Origin of the sequence: Pseudomonas sp. THAF187a (assembly GCF_009363395.1) — a bacterium.
GTDB lineage: Bacteria > Pseudomonadota > Gammaproteobacteria > Pseudomonadales > Pseudomonadaceae > Aquipseudomonas > Aquipseudomonas khazarica.
In genome coordinates, this window is the sequence record NZ_CP045349.1 from 5,261,976 (window position 1) to 5,282,500 (window position 20,525).

Consider the following 20,525-nt stretch of genomic DNA (forward strand, 5'->3'; position numbering starts at 1 on the left):
ACGCCACGCCAGCGCCGATAGGATGATACTTCCTGACCACAATCGGAGTTATGCAATGCGCGCTGAAGACCTGCTGCCTGCGGGCATGGATCAGATCAAACGCAATGGCGTCGTGATCCGCAAGGGGAGCGTCGGTGCCTTTCTGGCCAACGCCAGGATACTCTGCGATCACCAAGCCGCCCCCGAACAACGCGCGATCGCTGAGCACGATCTGTTGGCGACGCTACCAGCACTGCGCGCCCTGGGCCTGTTCGAAGTGCTGTCGGTACGCGACGAGGCGCTGCGCCAATGGCTGGCGCCTCACCTGCAAGACGCCGACACCAGCCAGAGCACGCCACTCTAGGACTCACAGCAGGTTCGTCAGTCCGCGGTCGCACGTTAGGGTAGACAACGCCCCCTCACCTCAAGCCTGCACCGTCCCTTCCTTGCGCAGCAGGTAGCTGTCCATGATCCAGCCGTTACGCTCGCGCGCCTCGGCGCGGGTGACGGCGATCTTGTCGGCCAGTTCGTCCAGCGGGCCGGCCATGAGGATTTCGTCGGCGGTGCCGACGTAGGCGCCCCAGTAGATGGTCAGGCCCTGGCCGGTGAAGCGGCGATAGGTGTCCTTGGCGTCGAGCATCACCGCCACGCTGTCCACACCCTGCGGCCAGCCCTCGGCGAGCAGGCGGCCGGTGGTGATTTCCACGGCGCGGCCGATGCTGTTGAGCGGGATGCGATGGCGTGCGGTGAGCGCCTGCAGGCTGGTGATGCCGGGAATCACGTCGTAGGCGAAGTCGCTGCGGCGGGCAGCGATGGCCTCGATGATGCGGATGCTGCTGTCGTACAGCGACGGGTCGCCCCAGACCATGAAGGCAGCGGTCTCGCCGTCCGCCATCTGCTCGTCGAGCAACTGTTCGAACACCGCCTGTTTGCCGCGGTTGAGCTCGTCGACGCTGGCACGGTAGTCGGCGGCCTCGCGCTCGCGCTCCGGCTGCTGGCCCTCGGCGAAACGTGGCGTGTGGCCGTCGAGAAAGCGTGCGCAGATCTCACGGCGCAGGGCATTGAGCTTGTGCTTCGCCGCGCCCTTGTCCATCAGGAAGATCACGTCGCTGCGGCGCAGCGCCTTGATCGCCTGGTAGGTGATGTAGTCCGGGTCGCCGGCGCCGATGCCGACCAGCAGCAGGGTTTTCATGGGGTTCTCCAGGGAATGGCCAACCCGTAGGAGCCGGCTTGCCGGCGATCATCGCCCGCCAGCGGGCTCCTACAGGGCAGTAAGTCATCGATGTGCTGGTAATCGGCGCCCAGCTGGCGCGCCAGCTCGCGGCCGCGACCGAGGCGGATCGGCGCGCGCTCGCTGTCGATCAGCAGGGTCGGGCAGCCCAGAGGGTGCATGGCCGGCCAGTCGCGCAGGCGGCCGTCGGTGAGGATCAGCAGGCGCTGCTGTTCGGCGGGCTTCTGTCGCCGCCGCCGCACCAGCCAGTCACCGGCCTGCTGCAGTGCATCGAGCAGTGGCGTACCGCCGCCGGCGCCGAGTTGCTGCAGCCAGGCATGCAGTTCGGCGCTGGCCTTGCGCCCCTGCCACAGCCACTGCGCCTCGCGGCCGCCGGCCTGCAGCACGGCCAGGCGCGCGCGCTGACGGTAAGCGCTGTCGAACAGCTCGGCGAGCAGGCCCTTGCTCAGGCTCAGCGCACCATGGCGGCGGGTCGAGGCAGAGGCATCCACCAGCATCAGCCAGAGTTCATCGGCCTGACGGCTGCGCGGCCGCAGCACCAGGTGCTCGCGGCGTAGCGGGCGACCATGGCGCAGGCTCGCCGGCCAGTCGATGCGGCCGTGCGCACCCGCCCGCGCGGCGCCGCGCAAGCCGCCGCCGAGTCGTCCGGGCCGTTTGCCGGCATCCGCGCCTGTGGCGTTGCGCGGGCGGATGCTCAGGGCTTTTTTGTCCAGCGCGGCGGCACCCGCCGCTCACCCATGGCCTGCACCTGCGCCGGCAACTCGCCCCATTGGCCTTCGCCCTGCTGTGGCGACTGCTCGGATTGCTGCGCCTGCGGCCGCTCGGGCGGCGTGGCGGCAGGCGGTTGTGGTGCCTGCTGGCGACGGCGATGACGCAGGACGAAGTCCTCCACCGCGTCGATATCCACAGGCTCGATGGCCCCTGCACCCCGCCAGGCGGCATGGGCGCGGGCGGCGCGCAGCCAGACCAGGTCGGCGCGCAGGCCGTCGACGCCAGCGGCAAAGCAGCGCTGGCTGATCTCGCCCAGCGACGCATCATCCAGGGCAATGGCGGCCAGGTGTTGGCGGGCGCTCTGGCAACGCGTCGCCAGGGCCTCTTGTTCAGCTTGCCAACGCTGTACGAAGGCATCCGGAGACGCATCGAAGGCCAGGCGCCGGCGAACGATCTCGGCGCGCTCGAGCGGCTGCGGCTGGCCGTCCAGCGCCAGGTTGAGACCGAAGCGGTCAAGCAGTTGCGGGCGCAGCTCGCCTTCCTCGACGTTCATGGTGCCGATCAGCACGAAGCGCGCGGCGTGGCGATGGGAGATGCCATCTCGCTCGACATGGTTGACCCCGCTGGCAGCGGCATCGAGCAGCAGGTCGACCAAATGATCGGGCAGCAGGTTGACCTCATCGACATACAGCACGCCAGCATCGGCGCGCGCCAGCAAACCCGGGGAAAAACGCGCCTGGCCCTGACCCAGCGCGGCGTCCAGATCCAGGGTGCCGACGATACGTTCCTCGCTGGCGCCCAGCGGCAGGGTGACGAAACGCCCGCCGTCGAGCAGATCGGCCAGACCACGGGCCAGGGTGGACTTGGCCATGCCGCGCGGGCCTTCGATCAGCACCCCGCCGATGGCCGGGTCGATGGCCGCCAGGCACAGCGCCAGCTTCAGCGAGTCGGCACCGACCACGGCGGCAAGGGGGAAGTGATGTTCGGTCATGGCGGCATTCACTGGCGGCAAAGATCGGCATTGTAGACCAGAGCCCTCGGCCACTGGCGTTTCACAACACCTCGTGCAGCCAGCCAGCGGCCGTCCACTGCAGGCGGTCGGTCAAGGCCAATGCGTCGAGAAAGGCGCCGTCATGGGAAACCACCAGCAGCGCCCCTCGATAGGCCCGCAGAAAGCGCTCCAGCGCCAGGCGCGAGTCGAGGTCGATAAAGTTGTCCGGCTCATCCAGCATCAGCAGTCGGGGCTGTGGCTCACGGGCCAGGGCCCCGGCCAGCGCCACCTTCAGGCGCTGACCGCCACTGAGCCTGGCACAGGGCAACAACGCGGCATCAGGGCCGATGCCCAGGTGATCCAGGCGGGTACGCAGCACACTCTGCGCGCGGCCGGGTGCCAGGCGGTGCAGATGTTCCAGCGCCGATTCCTGCGGCGCCAAACCCTGCAGTTCCTGGTCGAGCAACGCCCAGGGCACCTCGACCCGACACTCGCCCGAGCGCGCGGCCAGGCGACCGCTGAGCAGCGCCAGCAGGCTCGACTTGCCACAGCCGTTGGGGCCCACGATGGCCATCCGCCGCGAGCCGAACAGCTCGACATCCGGCAACGGCGCCGATCCGAACGGCAGGCGCAGATCGCGCCAGGACAGAGCCCGGCGTCCCGGCGGCAGCGGCGCCGCCTGCCCGTGCAGGGTCACCTCCCGTTCCTCGTCCAGCGCCGCTGCGGCGTCGCGCACCTGCTCGTCGAGCTTCTGGCGCTGCGCCTGCAAGCGCGTGGCAACGCGCCCGGCGCTGCTCTCGCTGCGGTTCTTCTGCATGCCCAGGAGGATTTTCGCCTGGTTGCTGTCCTTGCCCTGGCGCAGGCCGCTGGCCATGCGCTGCTGCTGACGATCATGCTGCTGGCGCAACGCCCGCTCACCTCGCTTGCGCTCGACACGGGCGCTGTTCAAGGTCTGCCACGCAGCCTCGCGCTCCTGCTCACGGCTCGCCTGATAGAAGGCATAGCCACCGCCGTAGCTGCGCAAGCCGGAAGCCGACAGCTCGACGATACGCTGCATGCCCGCCAGCAAGTCACGGTCATGGCTGATCAGCAGCACGCCGCCGCGCCGACTCGCCAGGCGCTGGCCCAGGCGCGTGCGGCTGGCCTGGTCGAGGTGGTTGCCGGGCTCGTCGAGAATCAGCAGATCGGCATCCGCCTGCAGCGCGCCAAGCAGGGCAATGCGGCTGCATTCCCCGCCGCTAAGCTGCGCCGCCGGCGTCTGTACATCGAGGTGGCCGAGGCCCTCCTCATGCAAGGCAGCTTGCAGCCGCTCGACCAGGTCCCAGCGCCCTTCGAGGCGCTCGATATCGTCCTCATGCGGCTGACCACGCATGACCCGCTGCATGGCATCGAACCAGTGTGCGCAACCCGCCAGGTCGACGACACGGGCGTCGGCGGCGGCCACGATGCGTTGCGGCAGGTAGGCGATACGCCCCTGTCGCACGACACGCCCCTCGCTGGGCTGCAGGTCACCGGCCAGCAAGCGGCCGAGCACCGTCTTGCCAACGCCATTGCGTCCGACCAGACCCGTGTGGCGGTTATCGAATACTTCGCTGAGCCCCTCGAACAGCATGACGCCATCGGCAAAGCGAAAAGAAACGCGCTCGAGCGCGATATGCGGGGAATCGGTCATCCATGCCTCCAGGCAATGCCGTGAGTACGCGCGGGCTGAAGCCGCGATCGATCACTGGTCGTGCGGACACGACGGCATTACTGACGCATTGGACGAGACTCCGACATGAAATGAGCGCTCAGGGTAAGACCACGGGGCATCCGCGACAAGTGTTGGGGATGACGGGGCAACGAAATCCGCCGGGCCATGCGCGGAGCGCCGCCAGCGTCAGCTCAGGGCATCCATTCTGTGGATAACTCCACGCCAGGGCGGCGAACACGAAGGGTTTCAGCCAGGCTACGGCGCTGGGAAAGCCATGCTCAGTTACCGATACCGCAGATGCTCAGAGGGAAAAGCACGATACCAAGAACCCGCGGAAACAGAGCCGCCAATCCGGCGCTACCCGCCATGCCCGACAGGAGCCAGGTGCCGATCCCGGCAAGGCTGATGGAACCGCCATCGACCAGCATGAACGCGAACAAACCAATCCATATGCCGGCCACCGCGCCGATGCAGGCCGAGCGAACTCGCTCACGCCGGGTAATCGGCCGGCGCCACCATGCGCCCATTCGGGCCAATGCTGCTTTCACACGCCTTCCTCGCTATCGAGCAACAGATATTCCATCAAGGTAGCCCGGATGAAATCCGGGAATGCAGGTTCAGGCAAACGGAAACCCTTTCAGGACCCGCCATACCCCGTAGGGTGGGTTAGCGGCGCAGGACACCGGTCCTGCAGCCGCGCAGAAAGGCAGTGCGCCGCGTAACCCACCGAACGATGCCCGGCCTGACAACGATGGTGGGTTACGCCGCCCCACATCAGCAATCCGCCCAGGCTCTGCGCCAGGCGGCTAACCCACCCTACGGGAACTGAGCCAACCGCAAGCCGCCAGACAAGGTAGCCCGGATGAAATCCGGGAGTACGGGCTCAGGCAAACGGACATCGTTTCAGGAGCCTACGGAAACGAGTCGCTTCAGGATTCCTCGCTGTCGAGCAACAGATTCTCCAGCGCCTCGCGGTACTCGCCGGGATTCTCCCACAGACCACGTTGCTGGGCCTCCAGCAGACGCTCGAGCATGTCGTTGAGAGCACCGGGGTTGTGCTGCTGGATGAACTCGCGGGTGTCGCGGTCCAGCAGGTAGGCATCGGTGAGCAGCGCGTACTGGTGGTCGTCGACCAGTTCGCTGGTGGCGTCGAAGGCGAACAGGTAGTCGATGGTCGCCGCCAGCTCGAAGGCGCCCTTGTAGCCATGGCGCTTCATGCCCTCGATCCACTTGGGGTTGGCCGCGCGGGCGCGTACCACGCGGTTCAACTCTTCCTTGAGGCTGCGGATGCGCGGTGTATCCGGCTGGCTGTTGTCGCCGAAGTAGCTGGCCACCTTGAGCCCGCGCAGGGTTTCCACCGCCGCCAGCATGCCGCCCTGGAACTGGTAGTAATCGTTGGAATCGAGGATGTCGTGCTCGCGGTTGTCCTGGTTGTGCAGCACGGCTTGCATCCGCTCCAGGCGTTCGACGAAGCGCTGGCGCGCCGGCGCGCCCTCGGCGCCGCTGCCGTAGGCATAGCCGCCCCAGTTCAGGTACACCTCGGCGAGATCCTCGCGGCTATGCCACAGACGCTCCTCGATGGCGTTCTGCACCCCGGCGCCATAGGCGCCCGGCTTGGCGCCGAACACCCGCCAACCGGCCTGGCGACGCGCCTCGGCTTCGTCCAGGCCGCCGTCCTCGAGCGCCAGCGACTCGCGCCAGACCCGCGCCGACAGCGGGTTCATGTCTTCCGGCTCGTCCAGTTCGATCACCGCCTGCACGGCATCGTCGAACAGGCGAATGAGGTTGCTGAAGGCATCGCGGAAGAAGCCCGACACGCGCAGGGTGACATCCACCCGTGGCCGGCCCAGCTGCTCCAGCGGCAGCACCTCGAAGCGTTCGACACGCTGGCTGCCCGGCTGCCACACCGGGCGCACGCCCATCAGCGCCAGCGCCTGGGCGATATCGTCACCGCCGGTGCGCATCGTCGCCGTGCCCCACACCGACAGGCCGAGCTGGCGCAAGTGGTCGCCCTCGTCCTGCAAGTGGCGTTCGAGCAGGCGCTCGGCGGCCTGCACACCGAGGCGCCAGGCCGTCGGCGTGGGCAGGTGGCGCACGTCGACGGTGAAGAAGTTGCGCCCGGTAGGCAGCACGTCGAGGCGCCCGCGACTCGGCGCGCCACTCGGCCCGGCAGGGACGAAACGCCCGGCCAGCGCGGCGAGCAGGCCGCCCATTTCGGCATCACCACAGGCATCCAGCAGGGGCGCGACATTTCCGGCCAGGCCATCGAGAATCGCTGCGACGTCGGCGCCGAAGGCATCGATGCGCTCTCCGTTCAGGCGGCGCTCGATCAGCGCCAGCGCGAGCAGCTCGAGCCGCTCGCGGGTATCGCCGACCGTGCGCCAGGGGCTGTTGTCCACAGCCTGCAGGGCATCCGCACGGGCACCGTCCCAGGGCTGGCCCATGTCGCAGTCGAGCGGGTCGAGGCCCAGCTCGAGACCCCGAGCCAGCGCACGCAGCAGGCTGGCGTTGGCGCCCTGGCCGTCGCCACGGGGGATGCGCAGCAGCGCCAGCAGGGTGTCGCGACGCAGTTGTCCACAGGGCGATTCGCCGAACACATGCAGGCCATCGCGGATCTGCGATTCCTTGAGGTCGCACAGGTAGGCGTCGAGCTGTGGCAGCCAGCTGTCACCGTCGTCATTCAGTTGCAGGCCCAGCTCGCGGTCGAGGCTGGCCTCGCGCACCTTGGCCAGAATCTCGCCGCGCAACTCGACGGCGCGGCGCTGGTCGAGCTGGCTGGCGTCGTAGTACTCGTCGGCCAGCCGCTCCAGGTCGCGCAGCGGGCCGTAGCTCTCGGCGCGGGTCAACGGCGGCATCAGGTGATCGATGATCACTGCCTGGGTGCGCCGCTTGGCCTGCGCGCCCTCACCCGGATCGTTGACGATGAACGGATAGACGTTGGGCAGCGGGCCGATCAGCGCCTGGGGCCAGCAGCTCGCGGAGAGACCGACGCTCTTGCCCGGCAGCCATTCCAGGTTGCCGTGCTTGCCGACATGGACCAGCGCATCGGCGGCGAACGCCGTGCGCAGCCAGGCGTAGAAGGCGATGTAGCCGTGCGGCGGAACCAGGTCGGGGTCGTGATAGACCGCCGCCGCATCGAGCTGATAACCACGCGCCGGCTGGATGCCGACGAAGGTCAGGCCGTAGCGCAGTCCGGCGACCATCATCCGCCCGCTGCGGAACATCGGGTCGTCCTGCGGTTCGCCCCAGCGCTCGCGCACCGCCTGCTGGTTGGCCGCCGGCAGGCGGTGGAAGAACGCCAGGTAGTCGTCCAGCGCCAGGCTCTGCGCACAGGGGCGCAAGTCGAGGCCGTCGAGGTCGTTGGTGACGCCACCGAGCAGGCTGTGGATAAGCGCCGTGCCGCTGTCCGGCAGGCTATCCACCGGGTAGCCCTCGGCCTGCAGGGCGCGGAGGATATTCAGCGCAGCGCCCGGGGTATCCAGGCCGACCCCGTTGCCAATCCGCCCGTCACGCGTCGGGTAGTTGGCAAGAATCAGCGCAATACGTTTACTTTCATTGCTTTTATTCGCAAGATCGCACCACTTTCTCGCCATTTCCGCGACATGAGCCATGCCAGGCTCATGCGCCTGGTAGCACACCACATCGCTCTGGCTGCGCTCGCTGCGCCAGGCCAGGCCCTTGAAGCTGATCGCCGTGCCGATCAGGCGCCCGTCCAGCTCCGGCAGCACCACGTGCATGGCCAGGTCGCGGGCACCCAGGCCCTGGGCGCTGGCCTGCCACTGCGCCTGGTTATCCAGCGCGCAGATCGCCTGCAGCACCGGAATGTCGCGGCGGAACGGTCGGCTCTGCGGCGCCTCGGGGTTGGACAGGGCAAAGCCGGTGGTGTTGATGATCAGCGCGGTGGCGGTTTCATCCAGCCAGTCCTGCACCTGGGCCAGGCAGGCCGCCTCCTTGAGGCTGGCCACGGCGATCGGCAGTGGGTTGAGCCCCTGGTGGCGCAGTTGCGCACAGAAGGCATCGACGAAAGCGGTATTCGCCGCCTGCACGTGATTGCGGTAGAACAGCAGCGCCACCACCGGCGCACCGGGCTGCCAGTGCGCCTGCCAATCGGCCAGCGTGGCCGGACTGCGGTGTGGGTGATAGAGCCCGACCCGGGGCAACGGCTGCGGCTCGACCCAGCTGTCACTGCGTCCCAGCCAGCGACTGCCGATGAAACGGAACAACTGCTGTGCGTTGTCCAGCCCGCCCTGACGCAGGTACTGCCAGAGACGGCGGCTGTCGTCCTCGCTGGCGTTGCCCATGGCCATCAGCTGCGGATCGGGCTGATCGTCGCCCGGCACCATGATCACCTGCGCACCGAGCCCGGCCAGTTCGACCAGACGTTCGATCCCGTAGCGCCAGTAGCTCACCCCGCCATGCACGGAAATCAGGATGACCTTCGCGTGCTGCAGCACCTGCTCGACGTAGAAGTCCACCGATGCGTGGTTGCTCAACTGCGCCGGGCTGGCCAGGCGCAGGCTGGGGTAATCGTCCGGCAACTGCCGGGCGGCCTCGGCGAGCAGGGACAGGTGCGAGTCACCGGTGCAGAGAATCACCAGCTCGGCAGGCGTCTGGCCAAGGTCGGCGATGCTGTCGGCCGGCAGCTGGGCGCCGGGCTGGGTGCGTAATAGATGCATGGTCGTTCCGTGGGAGGGGCTTCAGCCGCGACGATCAGCGAGCCAGGTCGCGGCTGAAGCCCCTCCCATGCTCACTCAGGCCAGCGCCGCTTGCAGCTCGGCCTGAATGGCCGCACGGTCGAGCTGCTGGCCGATCACCACCAGACGGCTGATGCGCGGCTCGTCGGCCTGCCAGGCACGGTCGAAGTGACGGTCGAAACGCTGCCCCACGCCCTGTACCAGCAGCCGCATCGGTTTACCGGGGATGGCGGCGAAGCCTTTCACCCGCAGGATGCCGTGCTTGATCACCGCAGCCTTCAGCGCAGCCAGCAGGCGCGACTCCTCGGCTTCCGGTAGTTCCACGTGGAACGAGTCGAATTCTTCATGATCGTGATCCTCGTCTTCATCGTCATGATGGGTGCGACGGTTCTCGATATGCAGCTCGGTTTCGCTGTTCAGTCCCAGCAGCACATCCATCGGCAGATCGCCGCCATGCGCTTCGATCACCTTCACCGCCGGCGGCAGCTCCTCGGCGACTTCCGCTCGTACCGCCGCCAGCGCTTCGGCATCGAGCAGATCGGCCTTGTTGAGGATCACCAGGTCGGCGCTGGCCAGCTGGTCGGCGAACAGCTCATGCAGCGGCGACTCGTGGTCGAGGTTGGGATCCAGCTTGCGCTGCGCGTCGACCTGCTCGGGGAAGGCGGCGAAGGTGCCGACGCTCACCGCCGGGCTGTCGACCACGGTGATCACCGCGTCGACGGTGCAGGCGTTGCGGATTTCCGGCCAGTTGAAAGCCTGCACCAGCGGTTTGGGCAGGGCCAGGCCACTGGTCTCGATGAGGATATGGTCGAGGTCGCCACGGCGCGCGACCAGCTCGCGCATCACCGGGAAGAACTCTTCCTGCACGGTGCAGCACAGGCAGCCGTTGGCCAGCTCGAATACGCGGCCGTTGGCCTCTTCCTCGCTGCAACCGATGGAGCACTGCTTGAGGATCTCGCCGTCGATCCCCAGCTCGCCGAATTCATTGACGATCACCGCGATGCGACGGCCGCCGGCATTGGCCAGCAGGTGGCGCAGCAGGGTGGTTTTACCGGCACCGAGAAAACCGGTGACGATGGTGACAGGCAGTTTGGCGAGGGTTTGCATGAAAGGCCCCGTGGCGACGATGAATTCGGCGGACGGGTACGGGCAGACAGGCACGCGCGAGCATGCAGGCCGCATCGGATCACCCCGTCCGAACAGTTGGCTGACGAAACGAGGCAGGTCTCCTGGCTCACGGTCTGCACAGGGTGCGCCCTTCACCTTCCCGCCCTGGGCAGTGGTGTATCGAAGGGTTTGAGACCGTTCACAGTTGCGGGGGCAGCCAGGGCATCGACCCTGTTCCCTCTTAGCTTCACGACAACCGCGCCGTGAAGAACCTCGAATGCGCGAAGGCTACGCAGGCCACGGCGGCCGGTCAATCACGGTTGACCGCCGGCAGGTGCCATGATGAGCTACGCCCCCGTCCAAGCCGAATACCGCTCATGCTGCCGACCCCCTCCGCACGCCAGCCAACCTCGCCGATGCAGGTCGTTGCCGGGCTGGGCTGCAGAAGTGGCTGCGCCATGCAGGAACTGTTCGACCTGCTCGTCGACAGCCTGGCGCAGCATGAGCTGACGCTGGGCAACCTGGCAGGGCTGGCCAGCAGCGCCCACAAGCGCAACGAGGCGGGCCTGCAGCAACTGGCCGAGCATCTGCAGCTGGAGTTGCACCTGTTCACGGCCGCAGAGCTCTCGCCCTACCAGCCACCAGCACCCGGCAATCCCCGTGTCCAAGCAGCCACTGGCGCTGCTGCCGTGGCCGAGCCCTGTGCGCTCGCGCTGGCCAGACGCATGGGCAAGAGCACGGCGCACCTGCTTGGCGAAAAACGCAAAACCGCCAGGGCAACCTGCGCCCTGGCAGCATTCACGAGAGAGTCCGCATGACCGTCTATTTCATCGGCGCCGGCCCCGGCGACCCCGAGCTCATCACCGTCAAGGGCCAGCGGCTTATCCACAGCTGCCCGGTGATTCTCTACGCCGGCTCGCTGGTGCCCGAAGCCGTGCTGCAAGGCCATCGCGCCGAGCAGGTGGTCAACACCGCCGAGCTGCATCTCGGGGAAATCGTCGAGCTGCTGCGCCTGGCCCATGAACGCGGCCAGGACGTGGCTCGCGTGCATTCCGGCGACCCTTCGCTGTACGGCGCCATCGGCGAACAGATCCGCGAATTGCGCCGCCTGGGCATTCCCTTCGAGATCGTTCCCGGCGTCACCGCCGCCGCCGCCTGCGCGGCGCTGCTGGAAAGCGAGCTGACCCTGCCGGGCATCGCCCAGACGGTGATCCTCACCCGCTACGGCACCACCTCGCCGATGCCCGAAGGTGAACAGTTGCACGATCTAGCCCGGCATCGGGCGACCCTGGCCATCCACCTCGGCGTGCGCCAGCTACCCGCCATCGTCGGCGAACTGCTGCCGCACTATGGCGCCGACTGCCCCGTCGCGGTTATCCACAGAGCGAGCTGGCCTGACCAGGACTGGGTGCTGGGAACGCTCAGCGACATAGAGGAGAAGGTCGCAGCCAAGGACTTCCGCCGCACGGCGCTGATCCTCGTCGGCCGCGTGCTCGACCCGGGCGCCTTCGCCGAGTCGGCGCTATACGACGCCGCGCACCGGCATCTCTATCGCCCAGGCAGCGACTGAGCCGAGCTGCGCTGGCGATAAACTGCACAAAGCGCTGGATCCCCTGTATACAGGGGCCCTCAGCACCTTATCAACAGGTTAGAAAAGAACTTATCCCAACTCTTTGTGGATAGCCCTGAAACAAGGCTCAGATTTTGTACAACTGCCTGAAACGCCCTGAACACAATGACTTCAGCCAGGTATCACGAGGATATCCACAGGATGATCCACGCCAACTGTTAGCAACCGCTCAAAGCTGTACTTCCAACCGCTTGATACCCACCGCCCGCAACTCGACCACCAGCTCGTCGAGGCTGGCAAAGCTCTCGACCTGTTCGGCCGCATCCACCAGAAAGAAGCTGCGCCCGGCATCCTTCTTGAAGAAGACGATCCACTCGGCGGTATTGGCCGGGTTCGCCATGATCTGGGTGTCGAACGTGACCCCTTCAGCCGTTCTGCGTTTTACATCCGCACGTTTCATCGTCTCTCCCGTTTCAACCTGACTGCAATGTCCTGCCATCGCACCTGCCATGCGAGCAGCCCCCACAGTTTAAAGGATGGCGCCCCCTGTTGAAGAAACTGACGAAACGTGGCTATATGATTCATATATATTTCATATAGACGGGAGGCCTCATGGGTATCGTCAACATCGATGACGAACTGCACGACCAGATTCGCCGGGCAAGCAGCGTGTCGCATCGCTCCATCAATGCTCAGGCCGGGTTCTGGATTCGCATCGGCATGCTCTGCGAAATGAACCCGACGCTGAGTTTCAACGACGTGATGGCGGCCGAGATGCGCGCAGCCGGCATCACCGTGCAGCCGAGCCTGGCAGCGACCTCATGACCAAGACCGCGCAGGAGATAGCGCTGATGGCCGAGTCCGGCAGGTTGCTGGCGTCGGTGTTCGGCTATCTCGATCGTCTGGATCTGCTCGGTCTGTCGACGCTGCAGGTCAACGACCTTGTGGAAAAGTACATCGTCGACACGCTCGAGGCGCGCCCGGCGAGCAAGGGCCAGTATGGATTCGCCTATGCCATGAACACCTCGCGCAACGAGGTGGTGTGCCATGGCGTGCCCAGCGCCAGCGACATCCTGCGCGATGGCGATCTGGTGAACTTCGATATCACCCTGGAGAAGAACGGCTACATCGCCGATTCCAGCAAGACCTACCTGCTCGGCTCCGTTTCAGAAGCCGGGCGCAAGCTGGTCGACGTCACCTACGAAGCCATGTGCAAAGGCATCGAGGCGGTGCGCCCGGGTGCCCGCCTCGGCGACATAGGCCACGCCATAGAACGGCACGCACGGGCCCATGGGTATTCGGTGGTTCGCGAATACTGCGGTCACGGCATCGGCCGGGACATGCACGAGCCGCCCGAAGTGCTGCACTGGGGCAAGGCCAATACCGGCCTGACCTTGCGCGAAGGCATGACCTTCACCATCGAGCCCATGCTCAACCTGGGCAAGGCGGATGTACGCACGCTGGCCGATGGCTGGACGGTGGTCACCTGCGATCGCAGCCTCTCGGCGCAATTCGAGCACACGGTGGCGGTCACCCGTGATGGCGTCCGTGTACTGACCCTGCGCCCGGACGAGCAGCGCCTGGGCGCCTGAGCCGGGCGCCGCTCTCACGCCAGCTTGAGAATCTCCTTCACCGGGCGGCGCGGTTTCTGCGGCCAGTTGTTGGCCTGCGCCCTGCCCAGGGTCACCAGCATCACAGGGATTTCCTCGTCGCCCAGGGCGAAGGCACGGCTGACGCCGGCGATGTCGAAACCACTCATGGGGCTGGCTGCCAGACCCAGTGCCTGGCCGGCCAGCATCAGGTTCGACGCAGCGAAGGTGGCGCTGCGCACGGCCTCGTCACGCCGGCTGTGTGGCACCTCGGCATACATTCGCGCAGCGCTGGACTGCCAGCTGAGCGCCATCTCGCTCGGCATCAGCCCCGACGCCACCGCAGGCGAAAGGCGCTCGCCAAGCGACTCGGCGCACGGCAGCACGCCGCAGACAATGAAGGTCACAGCCGCTTCGCTGACCTTGGGCTGGTTCCAGGCCAGCTCGCGCAGACGCTGTTTGCCCGCGGCGCTGCGCACCGCGACGAAGCGCCAGTTCTGCAGGTTGAACGCACTGGGCGCGCGCCCGGCCCAACCGATCAGGGCTTCGATGCTGGCGTCGTCGAGCTGATGCTGCGCGTCGAAGTGGTTGACCGAGTTGCGTTGTTCGATGGCGGCAAGCAGAGGGTGGGTCATGGCGATGTCCTGTCGTGAGTGAATGTTCGACAGGTTAGTTACATAGACCCTGGTTGATAATCTCGTTTATCGTGTGATGACCATTCGCTGAAAGTTGATAATCGATGGATCGCCTGACCGCCCTTGCCGTGTTCCGCCAGGTCGTCGAGCGTGGCAGCTTCGCCGCCGCCGCCCGCCACCTGAAGCTTTCAGCGGCCGCCGTGAGCAAGAACATCGGCGAACTGGAAGCCCACCTGGCAGTCCGCCTGCTCAACCGCACGACACGCTCGATGAGCCTCACCGAGGCCGGCCAGCGCTACTACGAGCAGGTGTCGCGAATCCTCGACGACCTGCAGCAGGCCGACAGCTCCCTGGGCGAGCTGCAGGCGACCCCCAGCGGCACCCTGCGCGTCAGCGCGCCGATGTCGTTCAGCCTGGTCTGCCTAGCCGATGCCATCCCGCGCTTTCTCGCCCGCTACCCCGAGCTGACGCTCGACCTGCAGCTCGATGACCGTCGTGTGGACATGATCGCCGAGGGTTTCGATCTGGCGGTGCGCGGCAGCGATCGGCTGGAGGACTCGAGCCTGGTCGCCCGCCCGCTGCTGACACTGCGCCACGTGCTCTGCGCCGCCCCGCAATACCTGCGCCGGCACGGCACGCCGCAGGTGCCGGAGGACCTGCAGGCGCTGGAGTGCGTGCAGTTCTCGCTGTCCGGGCATGCCCGTGAATGGGTGTTCCAGCGCGGTGAGCAGGTGCGCCGCCTGGAGGTGTGCGGACGCTACAGCGTCAACTCCAGCCTGGCGCTGTGCGCCGCCCTGCGCGCCGGCCACGGTATCAGCCTGGTCCCGGAGATCTACGTACGCGACGACCTGGCCCATGGCAGGCTGCAGCCGCTGCTCGAAGACTGGCAGATGATGCAGACGCAGCTCTACGCCATCTACCCGTCACGCCGTCAGTTGCAGGCCAAGGTCCGCGTGTTCATCGACTTTCTGCTGGAGGAACTGGGCCAGCAGGCATGAGCTGCCAGCCCGGCGAAAGCCGTTATTCGACCGTCACGCTCTTGGCCAGATTGCGCGGCTGGTCGACGTCGGTGCCCTTGAGCACGGCGACGTAGTAGGACAGCAGCTGCAACGGCACGGTGTAGAGGATCGGCGCCAGCAGGTCGTGGATATGCGGCATGGCCACCACGTGGGTGCCCTCGCCGTTGCTCATGCCTGCCTGCTGGTCGGCGAAGACGATCAGCTCACCGCCACGTGCACGCACTTCCTGCAGGTTGGACTTGAGCTTCTCCAGCAGCTCGTTGTTCGGCGCCACAGTGACCACCGGCATGTCGGCGTCGACCAGGGCCAGCGGACCATGCTTGAGCTCGCCGGCCGGGTAGGCCTCGGCATGGATGTAGGAAATCTCCTTGAGCTTGAGCGCACCTTCCATCGCCACCGGGTACTGTGCGCCACGGCCAAGGAACAGGCTGTGGTGCTTCTCGGCGAACAGCTCGGCGATCTTCTCCACGGTCTTGTCCATGGCCAGCGCCTCGCCCAGGCGAGTCGGCAGGCGCCGCAGCTCTTCCACCAGCTCGGCGCTCAGCGCCTTGTCCAGGGTGCCGTGTACCTGCCCGAGCGACAGGGTCAGCAGCATCAGGCCGACCAGCTGGGTGGTGAAGGCCTTAGTCGAGGCCACGCCGATTTCCGGGCCCGCCTGGGTCAGCAGGCACAGGTCGGACTCGCGCACCAGCGAACTGGTGCCGACGTTGCAGATCACCAGGCTGGCCAGGTAGCCGCCCTGCCCCGGCGCCTTCTCCTTGGCGTTGCGCAGCGCCGCCAGGGTGTCGGCGGTTTCACCGGACTGCGAGACGCTGACGAACAGGGTATCCGGCTGCACCGCGACCTTGCGGTAGCGGAACTCGCTGGCCACTTCGACCTGGCAGGGAATGCCGGCCAGTTCTTCCAGCCAGTAGCGGGCGACCATGCCGGCGTGGAAGCTGGTGCCGCAGGCGACGATCTGCACGTTCTTCACCTTGGCGAACAGCTCGGCGGCCTGTGGGCCGAAGGCCTGCACCAGCACATGATCGCTGCCCAGACGGCCTTCCAGGGTGCGCTGCACCACCTTGGGCTGCTCGTGGATTTCCTTGAGCATGAAGTGGCGGTATTCGCCCTTGTCCGCAGCCTCGGCACCCTCGTGGTACTGCACGGCTTCACGCTGTACCGGGTTGCCGCTGGCATCCCAGATCTGCACGCCATCACGACGGATTTCGGCGATATCACCCTCTTCCAGGTACATGAAACGGTCAGTGACCTGGCGCAGGGCGAGCTGGTCGGAGGCGAGGAAGTTCTCGCCCAGGCCCAGGCCGATCACCAGCGGGCTGCCACTGCGGGCGGCGAGCAGGCGATCCGGCTGCCTGGCGCTGATCACGGCCAGGCCATAGGCACCATGCAGCTCGGGAATCGCCGCCTTGAGCGCTGCACTGAGGTCGCCGAGCTGCTGCAGCTTGTGGTCGAGCAGATGGACGATGGTCTCGGTGTCGGTATCGGAGGTGAAGACGTAGCCCAGGCCCTTGAGGCGCTCACGCAGCGCCTCGTGGTTCTCGATGATGCCGTTGTGCACCACCGCCAGCTCGTGCCCGGAGAAGTGCGGGTGCGCGTTGCGCTCGCTGGGTGCGCCGTGGGTGGCCCATCGCGTGTGGGCGATGCCCAGGCGGCCCGCCAGGGGCTCGTCCTGCAGGGCCGCCTGCAGCTCGCTGACCTTGCCGACACGGCGACGACGGTCGAGCGTGCCCTGCTCGGTCAGCAGTGCCACACCGGCGCTGTCGTAACCGCGATACTCCAGACGCTTGAGGCCTTCGACCAGGATCGGGGTGATGCTGCGCTCAGCGATGGCGCCAACGATTCCACACATGGGGCTCTCCTTCAGTTTTCCAGCGGCGCGAGGATCAGCTGGATGCCGCGCGCGCGTATCTGTTCGGCAGCCTGGGCATCCAGGCGCTCGTCGGTAATCAGGGTATGGACGCTGCTCCAGGGCAGTTCCAGATTGGGGATGCGTCGACCGATCTTGTCGCTCTCGACCATGACGATGACCTCGCGGGCGACTTCGGCCATCACCCGCGACAGCCCCAGCAGTTCGTTGAAGGTGGTGGTGCCACGCTCCAGATCGATGCCATCGGCGCCGATGAACAGCTGGTCGAAGTCGTAGGAGCGCAGCACCTGCTCGGCGACCTGGCCCTGGAAGGACTCCGAGTGCGGGTCCCAGGTGCCGCCGGTCATCAGCAGGACGGGCTCGTGCTCGATGTCGCGCAGGGCATTGGCCACGTTGAGCGAGTTGGTCATCACCACCAGCCCCGGCCTGTGCCCCAACTGGGGAATCATCGCCGCCGTGGTGGTGCCACTGTCGATGATGATCCGCGCGTGCTCGCGGATACGCGCCACGCCGGCGCGGGCGATGGCCTGCTTGTGCGGGGAAACCGGCTGGGCGCCGTCGCCGATCAGTTCCTGGGGCATGGGCACGGCACCGCCATAGCGACGCAGCAGCAGGCCGTTCTTTTCCAGCGCGGCGAGGTCCTTGCGGATCGTCACCTCGCTGGTGGCGAAGTGCTGGGCCAGCGCATCCACCGACACCTCACCCTGCTCGGCGAGCAGGGCCAGGATGGTGTGGCGACGCTGCGGTGTGTTGCGCTTCGACATGCTTAAGTTTCGATTCGAAAGATAATGGCGCGAATCAAAACATAAGGCCGTTCGCTCTGCAAGCAACCGTCGGTCAGTTGAGGGTCAGCTTCACCCCGAAGCCCAACAGGCTGAGCCCCGCCAGCTTCTCCAGGCCACGGGCGATACGCGGGTTGGCGCGCATGCGCTCGGCGAGAAAGTGAGTCAGCAGCACGATCAGCAGCCCGTAGAGGAAGGTCAGCGCCATGATGGTCACGGCCATGAAACCGAAGGTGATCAGCCCCTGATGCCGTTGCGGGTCGATGAACAGCGGGAAGAACGCCATGTAGAAGATGATCGCCTTGGGGTTGAAGACGGTGATCATCAGCGTCTGCCACAGGTAGTGGCGCGGCTCGATGTTCAGCGTCGGCGCAGCCCCCGGCTTGGCCAGCAGCATGCGCAGGCCGAGATAGATCAGGTAGGCCGCCCCCAGCCATTGCACCAGGTAGAAGGCCGTCGGATAGGCCTTGAGCAGCGCGGCGACACCGGCCACCGCCAGCCACAGCAGCACCTGGTCGCCGAACATGATGCCGAAGGTGGAGGCCAGCCCGCCGCGAATGCCGCCCTTGCCGGTGGACAGGATCAGCGCCAGGTTACCCGGGCCGGGAATGGCCAGCAGGATGATGAAGGCCACCACGAAGGCGGCGTAATCCGTCACACCGAACATTCAGACTGTCCTCCGGCAGGTTATCCACAGGCTGCGCTGCCTGGGTTCAGCGCAGGTTCACTTCTTGGTGGGGCGGTTCCAACCCTCGATGTTACGCTGCTTGGCCCGACCGACGGCCAGGGTGTCTGCCGGCACGTCGCTGGTGACCACCGAACCGGCGCCCGTGGTGGCACGATCACCAAGGTTGACCGGCGCCACCAGGGCGCTGTTGGAGCCGATGAACACGTCCTCGCCCATCACCGTCCGGGACTTGTTGGCACCGTCGTAGTTGCAGGTGATGGTGCCTGCGCCGATGTTGCTCCGCGCACCAATCTCGGCATCGCCCAGGTAGCTGAGGTGACCGGCCTTGGCGCCCTCGCCCAGCACGGCGTTCTTCAGCTCGACGAAGTTACCCACATGGGCCCTGGCCCCCAGTCGGGTGCCCGGACGCAGACGCGCGAACGGACCGCAGTCGGCGCCCTCGCCCATCTCGGCACCTTCCAGATGGCTGTTGGCCTTGACGATGGCGCCCTTGCGCAAGACGGAGTCCCTGATCACGCAATTCGGACCGATCTGCACGTCATCCTCGATCACCACCCGGCCTTCGAGGATCACGTTGACGTCGATCAGCACGTCACGTCCCACCGTCACCTCGCCGCGCAGGTCGAAACGCTGCGGATCGCGCAGGGTCACGCCCTGCGCCATCAGGCGGCGCGCGGCGCGCTGCTGATAGTGACGCTCCAGCTGCGCCAGCTGGATGCGGTCGTTGGCCCCCAGCACTTCCATCTCGTCGGCCGCCTGCTCGGTGGCCACGATCAGACCATCGGCGACGGCCATGGCGATCACGTCGGTGAGGTAGTACTCGCCCTGCGCGTTGCTGTTGGACAGGCGCCCCAGCCAGTCCCCCAGGCGCTTGCCCGGAACCGCGAGAATGCCGGTGTTGCCTTCGCGGATGGCCCGCTGCGCGTCATTGGCGTCCTTGTGCTCGACGATCGCCTGCACCACGCCCTTGTCATCACGGACGATGCGGCCGTAACCGGTCGGGTCGGCCAGCTCGACGGTAAGCAGCCCCAGCTGGTCATCGCTGACCAGGGCCAGCAGGCGTTCGAGCGTCGCACTCTCGATCAGCGGCACGTCGCCATAGAGGATCAGCACGGTGTCGGCGCCGAGCTGCGGTAGCGCCTGGGCCACGGCGTGGCCGGTGCCGAGCTGCTCGGCCTGGATGACGAAGTTCAGGTCGGCGGCGGCCAGGCGCTCGCGCACGGTATCGGCGCCATGGCCGATCACCACCTGGATGCTGCTGGGCTGCAGGCTGCGTGCGGTGGCGATGACATGCCCGAGCATGGGCTTGTCAGCGACCGGGTGCAGGACCTTGGGCAGGGCGGAACGCATGCGGGTGCCTTGCCCTGCAGCGAGGATGACGATATCGAGCGACATGAACGACGATTCCTTGGCAGCCTCCGTCGCGGGGCGCCGGAGGGTGAAACGGCAGAAATGAAAAAGGGTAGCCTAGGCTACCCTTTCTCTTGCAACGGTTGAAGTGGGGGCCTCAGCCGCCGAACTTCTTGCGCAGTTGCTGGACGGTACGCAGCTGGGCTGCGACTTCGGCCAGGTGAGCGGCGGCGGAGCTGTAGTTGAACTCAGCACCCTGCTCGCTCAGCGCTTTCTCGGCGGCCTTGAGGGCCTCCTGAGCAGCGGCTTCATCGATGTCTGCTGCACGCTGCACGGTGTCGGCGAGAACCTTGACCATGTTCGGCTGCACTTCGAGGAAACCACCGGAGATGTAGAACACCTCGGCTTCACCACCCTGCTTGATCAGGCGGATCGGACCCGGCTTCAGGTCGGTGATCAGTGGCGCGTGGCCTGGAGCGATACCCAGATCACCCAGGTTGCCGTGCGCAATCACCATCTCCACCAGGCCGGAGAAGATCTCCGCTTCCGCGCTGACGATATCGCAATGGACTGTCATAGCCATACGCTTGCCTCAGGTTGCAGGCTGTGGACAACC

At 66.5% G+C, this 20,525-nt stretch carries 20 protein-coding genes and 1 riboswitch; of the genes, 6 read left to right on the plus strand and 14 right to left on the minus strand.

The genetic code is table 11. The features are described from left to right. Positions 1-55: 55 nt before the first annotated feature. The gene (locus FIV02_RS24580) at positions 56-343 is read left to right on the plus strand and encodes a hypothetical protein (protein WP_150607279.1); all 288 of its coding nucleotides are present in this window, start codon (positions 56-58) and stop codon (positions 341-343) included. A 60-nt stretch (positions 344-403) separates the two neighbouring features. Here FIV02_RS24580 and cobF read toward each other — a convergent pair whose 3' ends face one another. From cobF to cobW, 7 genes are all read right to left on the minus strand, one after another. Beyond that, complete coding sequence (cobF, locus tag FIV02_RS24585) at positions 404-1,171, minus strand: precorrin-6A synthase (deacetylating) (RefSeq protein ID WP_152490052.1); 768 nt, start codon at positions 1,169-1,171, stop codon at positions 404-406. Next, entirely contained in the window at positions 1,168-1,923 is a 756-nt protein-coding gene (locus tag FIV02_RS24590; RefSeq protein WP_306085270.1) for a VWA domain-containing protein, read from the minus strand. The genes cobF and FIV02_RS24590 overlap by 4 nt, the downstream gene beginning before the upstream one ends. Next, the gene (locus FIV02_RS24595) at positions 1,905-2,912 is read right to left on the minus strand and encodes an ATP-binding protein (RefSeq protein WP_152490054.1); all 1,008 of its coding nucleotides are present in this window, start codon (positions 2,910-2,912) and stop codon (positions 1,905-1,907) included. Before FIV02_RS24595 ends, FIV02_RS24590 begins: the two co-directional genes overlap by 19 nt. Positions 2,913-2,973: 61 nt before the next feature. Next, entirely contained in the window at positions 2,974-4,584 is a 1,611-nt protein-coding gene (locus tag FIV02_RS24600) for an ATP-binding cassette domain-containing protein (protein WP_152490055.1), read from the minus strand. Between the two features lie 299 nt (positions 4,585-4,883). Continuing rightward, entirely contained in the window at positions 4,884-5,153 is a 270-nt protein-coding gene (locus FIV02_RS24605) for a hypothetical protein (protein WP_152490056.1), read from the minus strand. A gap of 381 nt (positions 5,154-5,534) precedes the next feature. Then, positions 5,535-9,281: a cobaltochelatase subunit CobN gene (cobN, locus tag FIV02_RS24610; protein WP_152490057.1), complete on the minus strand. Its 3,747-nt coding sequence runs from the start codon at positions 9,279-9,281 to the stop codon at positions 5,535-5,537. A gap of 75 nt (positions 9,282-9,356) precedes the next feature. Then, the gene (gene cobW / locus FIV02_RS24615; RefSeq protein WP_152490058.1) at positions 9,357-10,406 is read right to left on the minus strand and encodes a cobalamin biosynthesis protein CobW; all 1,050 of its coding nucleotides are present in this window, start codon (positions 10,404-10,406) and stop codon (positions 9,357-9,359) included. Positions 10,407-10,500: 94 nt separating this feature from the next. After that, a riboswitch (cobalamin riboswitch) is annotated at positions 10,501-10,697 on the minus strand. Positions 10,698-10,783: 86 nt separating this feature from the next. Here cobW and FIV02_RS24620 point away from each other — a divergent pair. Continuing rightward, positions 10,784-11,224 (plus strand): cobalamin biosynthesis protein, encoded by a 441-nt coding sequence (locus FIV02_RS24620; protein WP_152490059.1) that lies wholly within the window; start codon positions 10,784-10,786, stop codon positions 11,222-11,224. Then, positions 11,221-11,976, plus strand: a complete 756-nt coding sequence (gene cobM, locus FIV02_RS24625; RefSeq protein ID WP_152490060.1) for a precorrin-4 C(11)-methyltransferase — start codon at positions 11,221-11,223, stop codon at positions 11,974-11,976. Before FIV02_RS24620 ends, cobM begins: the two co-directional genes overlap by 4 nt. 229 nt (positions 11,977-12,205) lie before the next feature. On the opposite strand, the gene FIV02_RS24630 is transcribed toward cobM, so the two are convergent. After that, complete coding sequence (locus FIV02_RS24630; RefSeq protein WP_134676616.1) at positions 12,206-12,436, minus strand: hypothetical protein; 231 nt, start codon at positions 12,434-12,436, stop codon at positions 12,206-12,208. A 152-nt stretch (positions 12,437-12,588) separates the two neighbouring features. Here FIV02_RS24630 and FIV02_RS24635 point away from each other — a divergent pair, with 152 nt between their 5' ends. Then, a complete protein-coding gene (locus FIV02_RS24635) occupies positions 12,589-12,801 on the plus strand; it encodes a ParD-like family protein (RefSeq protein WP_037054749.1) in 213 nt (70 codons plus the stop codon). Then, positions 12,798-13,568 carry a type I methionyl aminopeptidase gene (gene map, locus FIV02_RS24640; protein WP_080757102.1) on the plus strand — a complete coding sequence of 257 codons (771 nt, stop codon included), beginning with the start codon at positions 12,798-12,800 and terminating at the stop codon, positions 13,566-13,568. Before FIV02_RS24635 ends, map begins: the two co-directional genes overlap by 4 nt. Positions 13,569-13,582: 14 nt before the next feature. Here the strand turns inward: map and FIV02_RS24645 are convergent, their stop codons facing one another. Further along, entirely contained in the window at positions 13,583-14,200 is a 618-nt protein-coding gene (locus tag FIV02_RS24645) for a nitroreductase family protein (protein WP_172979198.1), read from the minus strand. A 104-nt stretch (positions 14,201-14,304) separates the two neighbouring features. On the opposite strand from FIV02_RS24645, the gene FIV02_RS24650 reads away from it, so the two are divergent. After that, the gene (locus FIV02_RS24650) at positions 14,305-15,198 is read left to right on the plus strand and encodes a LysR family transcriptional regulator (protein ID WP_152490062.1); all 894 of its coding nucleotides are present in this window, start codon (positions 14,305-14,307) and stop codon (positions 15,196-15,198) included. A gap of 22 nt (positions 15,199-15,220) precedes the next feature. On the opposite strand, the gene glmS is transcribed toward FIV02_RS24650, so the two are convergent. The 5 genes from glmS to FIV02_RS24675 all read right to left on the minus strand — a co-directional run bounded on the left by glmS (position 15,221) and on the right by FIV02_RS24675 (position 20,492). After that, positions 15,221-17,071, minus strand: a complete 1,851-nt coding sequence (gene glmS / locus FIV02_RS24655; RefSeq protein WP_037054753.1) for a glutamine--fructose-6-phosphate transaminase (isomerizing) — start codon at positions 17,069-17,071, stop codon at positions 15,221-15,223. Positions 17,072-17,082: 11 nt separating this feature from the next. Then, the gene (locus tag FIV02_RS24660; RefSeq protein WP_037054754.1) at positions 17,083-17,853 is read right to left on the minus strand and encodes a DeoR/GlpR family DNA-binding transcription regulator; all 771 of its coding nucleotides are present in this window, start codon (positions 17,851-17,853) and stop codon (positions 17,083-17,085) included. 73 nt (positions 17,854-17,926) lie between these two features. Next, a complete protein-coding gene (locus FIV02_RS24665) occupies positions 17,927-18,538 on the minus strand; it encodes a LysE family transporter (RefSeq protein ID WP_037054755.1) in 612 nt (203 codons plus the stop codon). A 57-nt stretch (positions 18,539-18,595) separates the two neighbouring features. Beyond that, a complete protein-coding gene (gene glmU, locus FIV02_RS24670; protein ID WP_152490063.1) occupies positions 18,596-19,954 on the minus strand; it encodes a bifunctional UDP-N-acetylglucosamine diphosphorylase/glucosamine-1-phosphate N-acetyltransferase GlmU in 1,359 nt (452 codons plus the stop codon). A gap of 112 nt (positions 19,955-20,066) precedes the next feature. Further along, a complete protein-coding gene (locus tag FIV02_RS24675; RefSeq protein ID WP_037054758.1) occupies positions 20,067-20,492 on the minus strand; it encodes a F0F1 ATP synthase subunit epsilon in 426 nt (141 codons plus the stop codon). Positions 20,493-20,525 lie beyond the last annotated feature (33 nt).